Genomic DNA, 12236 nt, shown 5'->3' on the forward strand with positions numbered 1-12236 from the left:
ACACGCTTTTTGCCCACCCGCTGCCGTTTACGCTTTTCTCTCCGGTGCTGGCTGTTCAGCCTGCGTTTTTGCCGCTAGAGTGAATACTCCAGGGAACCGAAGGAGGCGCACCATGCTGTATATCTTTGATTTAGGCAATGTGATTATTGATATCGACTTTAACCGCGTGCTGGGCGTCTGGAGTGACCTTAGCCGTGTGCCGCTGGCCTCACTGCAAAGCCATTTCCGGATGGATGAGGCGTTCGAACAGCATGAACGCGGTGAGATCAGCGATGAAGATTTTGCGCTGGCCCTCTGCGAAAAGCTGGAGATCGCTCTCAGCTATGAACAGTTTGCCGCGGGCTGGCAGGCGGTGTTCGTTGACGTGCGTCCGGAAACGCTGGCGCTGATGAACCGGCTGCGGCTGGAGGGGCATCGGGTCGTGATCCTCTCCAATACCAATAAGCTGCACTGCGCCTTCTGGCCGACGCAGTACCCCGACGTGCAGCAGGCGGCCGACAAGCTCTACCTGTCACAGGAGCTGGGCATGCGGAAGCCGGAAGCCCGCATTTATCAGCATGTGCTGGATGCGGAAGGGGTAACGGCCGAGCAGGCGGTCTTTTTTGATGATAATGCAGAAAATATCGAGGCGGCCCGGGCGCTGGGTATCGAAAGCGTGCTGGTGACGGACAGCCGCACGGTTCCCGACTGGTTTGCAGGTCGACAGTAACGCATGAAGTCACGAACATTTCATCCCGGGCTGCATGCCTTCTGGCTGTGGCTCAGGCTGCTGTGGAAACGTATTGACGAAGATGGCATGACAACCCAGGCGGGCAACCTGGCCTATGTCTCACTGCTGGCGCTGGTGCCGCTGATTGCGGTAGTGTTTGCACTGTTTGCGGCGTTTCCGGTCTTCTCCGACATCAGCGTGCAGCTGAAGCAGTTTGTCTTCAACAACCTGATGCCCGCCGCAGGCAATACGCTGCAACGTTATCTTGAGCAGTTTGTGGCTAACGTCAACCGGATGACGGCTGTCGGGGCCGTCGGCCTGATTGTGACGGCCCTGCTGCTGATGCATTCGGTCGATAGCGCGCTGAACACCATCTGGCGCAGCCACAAGAAGCGGCCGATGGTTTACTCTTTTGCGGTCTACTGGATGATCCTGACCCTCGGCCCGCTGCTGGCCGGTGCCAGCCTGGCGATCAGCTCCTATCTGCTGTCGCTGCGCTGGATTAATGCCACCGGGGTCACCAGCCTGGTTGATCAGATGCTGCGTATTTTTCCGCTTCTGCTCTCGTGGCTCGCCTTCTGGCTGCTCTACAGTATTGTGCCCACCCAGCGCGTGCCGCCGCGTGATGCGCTGATTGGTGCACTGGTCGCCGGGGCGCTGTTTGAGCTGGGCAAAAAGGCCTTTGCGCTCTATGTTACGATGTTCCCCTCTTATCAGTTGATCTACGGTGTTCTGGCCGTGATCCCGATTCTGTTTCTCTGGGTCTACTGGACCTGGTGTATTGTGTTGCTGGGCGCTGAAATAACCGTGACGTTAGCCGACTACCGGCAGTTGAAACAGCAGCACAAAGATGAGCAACGCGAGGAAAGATGATTGCATTGATTCAGCGCGTAACGCGCGCCAGCGTCAGCGTCGATCAGGATGTGACCGGTGAAATTGGTGCCGGACTACTGGTCCTGCTGGGGGTGGAGAAGGGCGATGACAATGCGCGTGCGGAACGTCTCGCAGAACGCGTACTGGGCTATCGCATCTTTAGTGATGAGCAGGGCAAAATGAACCTGAGTCTCCGCCAGACGGGGGGAAGCGTGCTGGTGGTGTCACAGTTTACGCTGGCCGCTGACACGCAAAAAGGGATGCGCCCCTCCTTTTCTGGTGGCGCCGAGCCGGCTGAGGCTGAGCGTCTGTATGAGTACTTCAGCGACTGCTGTCGGCAGCAGGGCATTACCACGGCGAATGGCCGTTTCGCGGCAGATATGCAGGTTTCACTGGTGAACGATGGTCCGGTGACGTTCTGGTTACAGGTGTGAGAGCGTCAGCTGAGCGGCAGGGAACAGGCCACACCTCCGAGCGGGAGAAACATTTTATGTATCACCTTCGTGTGCCTCAGACAGCGGAAGAGCTGGATATCTACTATCAGTTCCGCTGGGAAATGTTACGTAAACCGCTGCGTCAGCCGCAGGGGTCTGAACGTGACGCCTGGGATGCCTTAGCGCATCATCAGATGGTGGTGGACGAGCAGGGAAATCCGGTCGCCATCGGTCGTCTCTACATTAATGCCGACAACGAGGCCGCGATCCGCTTCATGGCCGTTCATCCCTCCGTGCAGGGCAAAGGGCTGGGAACGCTGGTGGCAATGACGCTGGAGTCAGTGGCGCGTCAGGAAGGCGCAAAGCGGGTGACCTGCAGTGCCCGGGAAGATGCTGTCGCTTTCTTCGCGAAACTCGGCTACGTCAATCAGGGCGAGATAACCGCGCCGCAGACCACGCCGGTTCGTCACTTTCTGATGATTAAGCCGGTTATTACGCTGGATGACATTCTGCACCGCGCCGACTGGTGCGGGCAGCTGCAACAGGCCTGGTACGATCACATCCCGCTCAGCGAGAAGATGGGGGTCCGCATTCTGCAGTTTACCGGGCAGAAATTTATTACCACCATGCCCGAGGCGGGCAACCAGAATCCGCACCATACCCTGTTCGCCGGCAGCCTCTTTTCGCTGGCAACACTGACCGGCTGGGGATTGATCTGGTTGCTGCTGCGCGAGCGTCATCTCGGTGGAACGATTATTCTGGCAGATGCCCACATTCGCTATAGCCATCCCATCAGCGGGCGGCCCGGAGCGATTGCCGATCTGGGCTCATTGAGCGGCGATCTCGATCGTCTGGCGCGTGGCCGTAAAGCGCGCGTGCAGCTTGAAGTGGAGCTTTTCGGCGATGATGAGTGTGGCGCAGTGTTTGAAGGCGTTTATATCGTGCTGCCCGCCGATCCCGACGGACCGCTGGAAGAGGGCGGTTCCGGCGCACGTATCAATTAATCATCAGGGCCGCACCCGCGGCCCTGATGCGATTATCGCACCTCACCGGCCTGCATGGTCTGCTGCAGCTGCTGACTGTCGGTTGTCACCGACAGTGTGCCATTTACCGTCGGACGCAGTGGCTGATCAGCGCGTAACGCACCGCTGAGTTGCAGCTGCATATTGCTGTCTCCCGTTAGCGGCAGCGCGGGCCATCCCCAGTTCTGCAATACGTTCACCGGCACCGCACGGCCGGTCAGCTGCAGCGTCAGCGGACGGGCGGATTGCTGGCCCACGCTGGCCGTTCCTTCGAGCAGTCCCTTGTTACTGAACGCGCTCAGCTCCGTTACCTGAATCTGCTCTGCGTCAGCACTCAGCGCAATGGATGGGTGACGCAGATCGGTACGGTTAAAGGTGGACTCCGCCGCGTTCAGGCTCAGCTTACCCGACCAGATCCCCCACTGATGCTGCTGCGCCAGTCGCAGATTCTCACCCGTGCCATCCAGTGATGTCAGCTGGAAAGGAAAGGCCGGATTGATATCGATAATCAGGTTCCGGTTCGACATGAAACGCGTCACCTCTACACTCTCCAGCCACGCGGGCAGGGTTGCCTGCCAGCGATCGCGCCAGTCCTGCGGCAGGGTATATTCCAGTCCGGCAACGGCCAGATTTTTCAGGGTCAGGCGTTTATCGCTGCGCGACCAGTCACCGTCAGCCCGAATCACACCGTTCGCCCAGCGTGAACTGAACTGCGTCAGTGCGATGCCCTGCGGAGAAAAATCCAGGTTAACGATAGGGTCGTTAAGCTCGAAACCCCCGTTGATAAAATTGCTGGCATTCAGCGCCAGTGAACCATCATTACTCTGCCAGTCGTCTCCCTGCCAGTTAACGTTTCTCAGCGTCAGGTCGAGGTCGGTTACCGCCCAGTCCGGTCCCTGCAGACGGGCATCGGTCAGATCGAGTCGCGTAATCGCGATGGAGGGAACCACCTGCAGGCTGTGCAGGAAGTCTTTCAGACTGCTGGCGGTCTGCAGACGGATATCGTTCAGTCGCAGCTGGTTGATTTTCCAGTTGCCCTGGGCATCCCGTTCACCGTTACCGGTCATGGAGCCGCGCGCCAGATCGGCACCGATGTTGTCAAAGCGCATCCGGCCCTGGGAAACACTTCCCTGAATCAGTACGTTCTCGCCCGCCACATTGTTCAGCGTCATGCTGCCGGCGCTCATCTGGAAGCGGGCATCGCTGCCCAGCATATCGCGGGCGGTCGGTTTCCACGGCAGAATGCCGCCATTCACCTGCTGAGCAAACAGCGGTAACGCGCTGCCGGGGCTGTCGAGACGCATGTTATTGAGTTGCAGGCGGTCAGCCTGAATCGGAAGCGCGCTGTCTGGCGTCAGATTAGCCAGATTCACTTCCCCGTCGCGCAGCTCAAGGCTGCTGAAATGCAGCGGATCGCTGAACTGAATCAGGGCCAGACCGAGATCGACCCGCTTTGCTACCAGCACCGCCGGCTGCCCATCGTGACCAAAGCTGAAATCATCCAGAATGATGTGAGAGGGCGAGGAGAAATTGTGTTCAATTTTACTCAGGGAGAGATGCCATTCGGTTTTGTCGCTTACCCACCGGCTAAACCAGCCTGCACCCCACTGTGTCTGCAGCAGCACATAGATCACCACCAGGGTGAAAAGCAGCAGTAACAGTATGGTGAGGAAAAACTTTCCAAGAAATTTCATCGCATCCTTCCCGCGTTCAATCCGGTGAGAGGTTGTTATGCCTGAATTACCGTTACAGCTCAACAGCCTGGATGTAAATACGAAGAAATAGCAGGCAGGCCGAAGCCTGCCCGTGGCCTTACTTCTCTGGCGGGAAAATCAGGTTGAGCAGGATAGCGGTAATACCGCCCGCGGCAATGCCCGAAGAGAGCAGGGTTTTCAGCCAGTCAGGGGCAAACTGCAGGATCAGTGGCTGCTGGGAAACACCCAGGCCCACGGCCAGCGACAGCGCGATAATCATGATGGCGCGGCGGTTGAGCGGCTCGCGTGACACGATGCGAACGCCCGACGCAGCAATGGTGCCGAACATCACAATGGTGGCACCGCCAAGCACCGGCTCAGGGATCAGCTGCACCAGACCACTGACCGCCGGGAACAGCCCCAGCACAATCAGCATCAGCGCCACCACAAAGCCCACGTAGCGGCTGGCCACGCCGGTTAACTGAATCACCCCGTTATTCTGACCGAAGCAGGAGTTAGGGAAGGTGTTAAACAGCGCAGAGACAAAGGAGTTCAGGCCATTCGCCAGCACGCCGCCCTTCAGGCGTTTCATATAGAGAGGGCCGCTCACCGGCTGCTCTGATACATCCGAGGTGGCCGTGATGTCGCCGATGGTCTCCAGTGAGGTCACCATAAACACCAGCATCAGGGGGATGAGCAGGTTCCAGTCGAAGCCCAGTCCGTAATAGAGCGGGCTGGGCACCCTGATCAGCGGCTGATCGGTCGGGAGACCTGAGGCAGGCAGCATGCCCATGGCCCAGGCCAGCAGATAGCCGACCGCCATCGCAATCACCAGGGAGGCGACACGCAGGTAAGGGTTTTTCTGCCGGTTAAGCAGCACGATCACCAGCAGCACCGCGCCGGCCAGCATCAGGTTTTTCGGCGCGCCAAAGGTGTGATCGTTAATCGCACCGAATCCCCCGCCGATAGAGGTGAGTCCCACCTGAATCAGCGACAGGCCGATAATCATGACCACGATACCGGACACCAGCGGGGTAATGATCCGGCGTGCCAGGTGCAGGACGCGGGACAGCACCATTTCAGTACAGGAGGCCACCATCAGCGTACCAAACAGGGCCGCCATCATGGTGGGAACATCCGCACCGCCGTTTTTCAGCGCCATCCCCCCCATGATTAAGGGGGTGACGAAGTTGAAGCTGGTTCCCTGAATCGACAGCAGGCCCGAACCGACCGGCCCCCAGGTTTTGATCTGCAGCAGTGATGCCACGCCCGAGGCAAACAGCGACATGCTGATAATGTGCCGGGTGTCTTCTGCGGGCAGGCCCAGAGCCTGACAGATCAGTATCGCGGGCGTGATGACGGCAACAAACATGGCCAGCAGATGCTGAGCGGCAGCAAACAGCGTCTGCGGAAGGGGAGGACGATCGTCGAGGCGGTAAATCAGTTCGCTTTGCAGGGCGGGGGGCTGGTCTGGCTGCGGATTGGTGGACATCTTCTGCTCTTCCCGAAAAAGTGTGTGGCGATTGTAATCATCCGCAGGCCAAAAGCAATCGTTTGCCCGTCTGAGGTGAAAAGTGGGTACGGGCAGGGGCGTGACTCAGACGTTGGTATAACGGGTATTTTCCGGCAGCCAGCGTTCAATCAGGGCGCTGGCCTGTTCGGGATAGTGCTGGTGGATGTGACGCGCCACACGCTGAACTTCGGGCACCATCGCCTGATCGCGCAGCAGGTCGGCCACTTTAAACTCGGCGTTACCGGTCTGGCGGGTGCCCAGCAGTTCACCTGGCCCGCGTATCTCCAGATCGAACTGGGCAATGACGAAGCCATCGTTGCTGTCTCGCAGCACCTGCAAACGCTTCTGCGCCGTCTTGCTGAGCGGCGCTTTGTAGAGCAGCACACAGTGTGAAGCCACCGCACCGCGACCGACCCGGCCCCGCAGCTGATGCAGCTGTGCCAGGCCTAACCGTTCCGGATTCTCAATAATCATCAGGCTGGCGTTAGGCACGTCTACCCCGACTTCAATCACGGTGGTCGCCACCAGCAGTTGCAGCTCGTTCGCTTTAAACGCCTGCATCACCGCCTGTTTCTCGGCGGGTTTCATCCGGCCATGCACCAGGCCTATATTCAACGCAGGCAGGGCCGTTTTAAGGGCTTCCCAGCTCGCCTCTGCCGCCTGCGCCTCCAGTAATTCTGACTCTTCAATCAGGGTGCAGACCCAGTAGGCCTGACGCCCTTCGCGGCAGGCGTGTTCCACCCGTGCGACGATCTCATCCCGTCGGGAGTCGGGAATGGCCACGGTGGTCACCGGTGTGCGTCCCGGCGGCAGCTCGTCGATGGTCGAGGTATCCAGATCGGCATAGGCGGTCATCGCCAGGGTGCGCGGAATGGGGGTGGCGGTCATGATCAGCTGATGCGGATGGAAACCCTGCTCCTCACCTTTTTCCCACAGCGCGAGGCGCTGGTGGACGCCGAACCGATGCTGTTCATCAATGATGACCAGCGCCAGTCCCTTAAACTGCACCTGTTCCTGAAACAGAGCATGGGTGCCGACGACCATCGCCACCTGACCGCTGGCGATCGCTTCCTGCTGCGCCTGACGCGCTTTGCCTTTCTGTTTCCCGGCCAGCCAGCCGACTTCAATTCCCAGCGGTGCAAACCACTGACGGAAGTTACTGGCGTGCTGTTCAGCCAGCAGTTCGGTCGGCGCCATCAGCGCCACCTGTTTACCGTGGGCGATCACGTTCAGCGCAGCGAGTGCAGCCACCAGCGTCTTGCCTGAGCCAACATCACCCTGCACCAGCCGCATCATCGGAAAGTCATTCGCCAGATCGTTTTCTATCTCCGCCACCACGCGTTTCTGCGCTTGGGTGGGCGAGAAGGGCAGCGCGGCCAGCAGCTGGTCGCTCAGGTTATGGCGCGGCGGCATGGGCAACGCGTAATAGCGCTGCGCACCGGCGCGCACCGCCAGCATACTCAGGTTGTGCGCCAGCAGCTCTTCCAGAATCAGACGGCGCTGGGCCGGATGGCGGCCACTCTCCAGTTCGCTGAGCCGGAGGTCGGGCGGTGGGCGATGCAGCGTGCGTAAGGCATCGGGCAGGCTGATCAGACCGCCGCTCAGCTCCTGCGGCAGCAGTTCGGCAATCGGGCAGCTCTCCAGCAGCGTCAGCGCCTGATCGGTCAGATTACGCAGCGTGGCCTGGCGGATACCTTCGGTGGTGGGATAAACCGGCGTTAAGGTCTCTTCCAGCGTCACACTGCTCTGTTCGCCCTGGATGCGATATTCAGGATGGATAATCTCAGCACCACGCTGGCCGCGCTTGATTTCACCATAGGCGGTAACGTGACGACCCGGCGACAGGTTGTTCTTCATACCGGCATTGAAATTGAAGAAGCGCATGGTCAGCACGCCGCTGCCATCGCTGATCTGGCAGACCATCATCCGGCGGCGACCAAAGGTGATATCTGTGTGCAGTACTTCGCCTTCTACGGTGGCCCAGATGCCAGGCAGCAGATCGTTAATGGCATAGAGCTGAGTGCGGTCTTCGTAGCGCAGCGGGAGATGAAGCAGCAGATCCTGAATGGTGTGCAGGCCTATTCTGGCCAGCTTTGCTGCCTGGCTGGCACCGACGCCGGTCAGGGTACTGAGCGGGATGGCATCCAGCAGACGGCCTTTCATCGTCTTTTACCGGTCGATTGCATGGTGGCCCACCAGCTGGGATCGGCGTCGACTTCACCCTGAGCGTTGATGCGCGGATAGGGCAACCCTTTCTGTCTGGCGACGCGTGCCAGCACCGGGAATCCGCCTTCGAATAGCAGGCGCTGCTGTTCCTCTTCGTCCAGCAGGCTGTAGTCGCGCAGATAGAGCCCCGCATTCTGCCGCTGTCGCTGTGCTTCGTACAGGATCAGCGCGCAGGCGACCGAGACATTCAGCGACTGAACCATCCCCACCATCGGAATAACGATCTGCCGATCGGCCAGCGCCAGTGCTTCTTCGGTAATCCCGGTTTTTTCCTGTCCCATCAGGATGCAGGTCGGCAGGGTGTAATCGATCTCGCGGAAATCAACGGCATCCGCAGAGAGATGGGTCGCTAAAACCTGCATCTTCTGCTGTTTAAGCTGCTTTACGGCATCGCCGATGGTGGGATGGGTGACCACTTTCACCCAGCTGTTGCTGCCGGCAGAGGCAGAAGCCTGCGTGCGCATCCGCTGGCTGGGCCAGACCGCATGCACTTCGTGGATGCCCACGGCGTCGGCCGTGCGGATCACTGCGGAAACATTGTGCGGCTTATGCACCTGCTCCATACAGACCGTAAGATCGTGCTGGCGCAGTGCCAGCATCGCCTGAATCCGGGCAAAACGTTGATCGTTCATGCACTAATTACGGTTACGGTGGACTTTAATCACATCCGGCATCACGCGGATTTTCCGCATAATGTTGGCCAGATGGACGCGGTCACGGGCGGTCAGGCGGATAAAGGCGCTGTAGACGCGGCCATCGCGCTCTTCGGTATTCAGGCTCTGAATATTCGAGCCGGCGGTATTAATCGCCGCCGTCAGGTTAGCCAGCGCGCCCTGATGGTTAAACATGTCGACCTTAATCTCCGCCACGAACTCCTGCTCAGTGACTTTGTCCCACTCGACCGGCATGAATTTTTCGGGCTCTTTCTGATAGCCGCGAATATTCCGGCAGGATTCGTGATGCACCACCAGCCCTTTTCCGGGGCTGACGTGGGCCACAATCGGGTCACCAGGAATAGGGCGGCAGCATTTGGCGAAGGTAATCAATACGCCATCAGCGCCCTTAATCGGCAGCTTACCGCGTTTGCTGTTGCTGATCGTCTTGTTGTCAGCCTGCAGCAGGTTCTTCGCCACCACCACGCTCATCGCGTTGCCCAGACCGATCTCGGCCAGCAGATCGTCGAGCGAGGTCAGCTTCATGCGATCCAGCTCCTGGCGGATATTCTCAGCCGGGATTTCAGCCAGTTTACGGCTGCCGCCCAGCGCATGGCTGAGCAGGCGGCGACCCAGATTGACCGAGTCTTCGCGCTTAAGGTTTTTCAGCAGCTGACGGATTTTGGCACGGGCTTTTGAGCTGACGACGAAGTTAAGCCAGGCGGCGTTAGGCCGGGCGCCTGGGGCGGTAATGATCTCAATCGTCTGCCCGCTGGTCAGCGGCTGCGACAGCGGATAAGGCTGGCGATCGACGCGCGCGCCGACGCAGGCATGACCAATATCGGTGTGAACCGCATAGGCGAAGTCCACCGGCGTCGCGCCGGTGGGCAGTTCCACAATGCGGCCTTCAGGCGTAAAGACGTAGATCTCGTCAGGAAAGAGATCGGACTTCACGCTCTCAATAAATTCAAATGAGCTGCCCGCACTCTGTTGCAGCTCCAGCAGGCTTTGCAGCCAGCGCTGGGCGCGAATCTGTGCGGTGGTGCCACTTTCTCCCGCCTGTTTGTAGGCCCAGTGCGCAGCGACCCCCATCTCCGCCATCTGATCCATATCCTCGGTGCGAATCTGCACCTCAACCGGCACGCCGTGCGGGCCAATCATGGAGGTATGGAGCGACTGATAGCCGTTAGCTTTGGGGATGGCGATGTAATCTTTCACGCGACCCGGACGCGGCTTATAGAGGCTGTGCATCTGGCCCAGAACGCGATAGCAGGTATCCAGGTCTTTCACGATGACGCGAAAGGCGTAGATATCCATGATCGAGTGAAAACGCTGCTCTTTCAGCGTCATTTTGCGGTAGATCGAGTAAAGATGCTTTTCACGACCGCTGACGCGGCAGGGGATGCCCGCTTCCTGTAAACGGCCATCGATCTCAGAAAGAATCTTCTGGATCATCTCTTTACGGTTACCGCGCGCGGCTTTCACCACCTCTTTAATCACCCGATAGCGGTTCGGATAGAGGGCCTCAAAACCGAGCTCTTCCAGCTCCGTTTTCAGATGGTGAATACCCAGGCGGTGCGCCAGCGGACTATAAATCTCTAACGTCTCCAGCGCGATGCGGCGACGTTTGTCCGGGCGTAATGACCCCAGGGTGCGCATATTGTGGGTACGGTCAGCCAGCTTGATGAGAATGACGCGGATATCCTGCACCATCGCCATAATCATCTTGCGGAAGTTCTCTGCCTGCGCCTCTTTCTTGTCGCGGAATTTCAGCTTGTCCAGCTTGGAAACGCCTTCAACCAGTTCCGCCACGCTTTTACCGAACAGCTGTTCCATGTCCTGGTAAGTGGCTGGCGTATCTTCGATGACGTCATGCAGCAGCGCGGCCATGAGGGTCTCATGGTCGAGCTTCATTTCTGCCAGAATACAGGCCACGGCAACCGGATGGGTGATATAAGGCTCACCGCTGGAGCGTGTCTGTCCCTCGTGGGCATCACGTGCGACAAGGTAGGCTTGCTGGAGGCGCTTGATCTGCTCCTCTGGCAAGTATTTTTCAATCAGTTGATTGAGGCTCTCAAACAGATACAAGGGCGACCTGCAGGTGGCTGTTAACGACGACCTTCAGCGATAGCGGTAACGGCCTGTAATTCAGCGGCTTCCTGCTCTTGCTGTTCCTGACGATCACGCACATCTAAAATCTGATTGGTGACCAGACCTTCTTCGATTTCGCGCAGAGCGATAACGGTAGGTTTGTCGTTCTCTTCCGGAACCAGCGGATCTTTACCGCCAACCTGCATCTGACGTGCACGACGTGCAGCGACCAACACCAGGTCAAAACGATTACCAACTTTTTCTACTGCGTCCTGAACGGTTACGCGTGCCATAGGTGTGCTACTCCACAGATGAAGAAATGACTGCGCATCATACTGAAACTGTATTCAGACTGCCAACAGTTTGCTGATTAAAGCATCGTGACGCGCCTTCTGACGTGCCATGCGCAGACGTTCTGCGCGAATGATGGTTTTCAGATCGGACAGCGCCAGATCGAAATCATCATTCACAATTAAATAGTCATATTCGGCGTAGTGGCTCATTTCCGCAACGGCCTGCGCCATGCGGCGCGTGATGACCTCTTCGCTGTCCTGGCCACGACCGCGCAGACGGCGATCGAGCTCTTCTTTCGACGGCGGCAAAACGAAGATGCTGCGTGCGCCGGGCATTTTCGCGCGAATCTGCTGCGCGCCCTGCCAGTCGATATCGAGAAAAACATCCACGCCGGTCGCCAGCACCTGCTCAATTGCCTGACGTGAGGTGCCATAGTAATTGTCGAAAACTTTGGCGTGTTCGAGAAAAGCTTCTTCCTCAATCATCCGCTCAAATTCATGTTTTTCAACAAAGAAGTAGTGTTCGCCATGGGTTTCACCCGGACGCATACCGCGCGTCGTGTGCGAAACAGAGACCTGCGTGTCATACAACGGCTGGGTCTTTAACAGTGCCTGAATCAGGCTGGATTTACCTGCGCCGCTGGGAGCAGAAACAATATAGAGCGTGCCTTGAGCCATGGTTTTCTTGAATTGATTAAAAGCGGAGTCGATTTCCTGCACAGTATACA

At 58.3% G+C, this 12236-nt stretch carries 11 protein-coding genes; 4 read left to right on the forward strand and 7 right to left on the reverse strand.

Features of this window, described 5'->3' with window-relative positions; all coding sequences use genetic code 11:
• The first annotated feature begins 112 nt into the window (after positions 1 to 112).
• Genes yihX through fabY form a run of 4 tightly spaced genes read left to right on the forward strand, consistent with a single transcriptional unit; the run spans position 113 to position 3020 of the window.
• Positions 113 to 709, forward strand: a complete 597-nt coding sequence (gene yihX, locus HFD92_RS18580) for a glucose-1-phosphatase (protein WP_140029965.1) — start codon at positions 113 to 115, stop codon at positions 707 to 709.
• A 3-nt stretch (positions 710 to 712) separates the two neighbouring features.
• Positions 713 to 1582, forward strand: a complete 870-nt coding sequence (locus HFD92_RS18585) for a virulence factor BrkB family protein (protein ID WP_167429474.1) — start codon at positions 713 to 715, stop codon at positions 1580 to 1582.
• Complete coding sequence (dtd, locus tag HFD92_RS18590) at positions 1579 to 2016, forward strand: D-aminoacyl-tRNA deacylase (protein ID WP_009088144.1); 438 nt, start codon at positions 1579 to 1581, stop codon at positions 2014 to 2016. Before HFD92_RS18585 ends, dtd begins: the two co-directional genes overlap by 4 nt.
• Positions 2017 to 2072: 56 nt before the next feature.
• Positions 2073 to 3020: a fatty acid biosynthesis protein FabY gene (gene fabY / locus HFD92_RS18595; RefSeq protein ID WP_009088141.1), complete on the forward strand. Its 948-nt coding sequence runs from the start codon at positions 2073 to 2075 to the stop codon at positions 3018 to 3020.
• Between the two features lie 32 nt (positions 3021 to 3052).
• Here fabY and HFD92_RS18600 read toward each other — a convergent pair whose 3' ends face one another.
• The 7 genes from HFD92_RS18600 to gmk all read right to left on the reverse strand — a co-directional run bounded on the left by HFD92_RS18600 (position 3053) and on the right by gmk (position 12186).
• Positions 3053 to 4732, reverse strand: coding sequence for an AsmA family protein (locus tag HFD92_RS18600; protein WP_111207992.1), 1680 nt, complete (start codon positions 4730 to 4732; stop codon positions 3053 to 3055).
• A gap of 118 nt (positions 4733 to 4850) precedes the next feature.
• Positions 4851 to 6224 (reverse strand): uracil-xanthine permease family protein, encoded by a 1374-nt coding sequence (locus HFD92_RS18605; RefSeq protein WP_111207991.1) that lies wholly within the window; start codon positions 6222 to 6224, stop codon positions 4851 to 4853.
• A 105-nt stretch (positions 6225 to 6329) separates the two neighbouring features.
• Positions 6330 to 8408, reverse strand: a complete 2079-nt coding sequence (recG, locus tag HFD92_RS18610) for an ATP-dependent DNA helicase RecG (RefSeq protein ID WP_140029963.1) — start codon at positions 8406 to 8408, stop codon at positions 6330 to 6332.
• On the reverse strand, positions 8405 to 9103 hold the full coding sequence (trmH, locus tag HFD92_RS18615) for a tRNA (guanosine(18)-2'-O)-methyltransferase TrmH (RefSeq protein ID WP_009088135.1): 699 nt from the start codon (positions 9101 to 9103) through the stop codon (positions 8405 to 8407). The genes recG and trmH overlap by 4 nt, the downstream gene beginning before the upstream one ends.
• Positions 9104 to 9106: 3 nt before the next feature.
• On the reverse strand, positions 9107 to 11212 hold the full coding sequence (gene spoT / locus HFD92_RS18620) for a bifunctional GTP diphosphokinase/guanosine-3',5'-bis pyrophosphate 3'-pyrophosphohydrolase (protein ID WP_009088134.1): 2106 nt from the start codon (positions 11210 to 11212) through the stop codon (positions 9107 to 9109).
• 20 nt (positions 11213 to 11232) lie between these two features.
• Positions 11233 to 11508, reverse strand: a complete 276-nt coding sequence (gene rpoZ / locus HFD92_RS18625; RefSeq protein ID WP_003851346.1) for a DNA-directed RNA polymerase subunit omega — start codon at positions 11506 to 11508, stop codon at positions 11233 to 11235.
• A gap of 54 nt (positions 11509 to 11562) precedes the next feature.
• Positions 11563 to 12186, reverse strand: coding sequence for a guanylate kinase (gmk, locus tag HFD92_RS18630; RefSeq protein ID WP_009088132.1), 624 nt, complete (start codon positions 12184 to 12186; stop codon positions 11563 to 11565).
• Positions 12187 to 12236 lie beyond the last annotated feature (50 nt).

The sequence above is a fragment of the Pantoea sp. EKM101V genome, assembly GCF_011800325.1.
GTDB lineage: Bacteria > Pseudomonadota > Gammaproteobacteria > Enterobacterales > Enterobacteriaceae > Pantoea > Pantoea anthophila.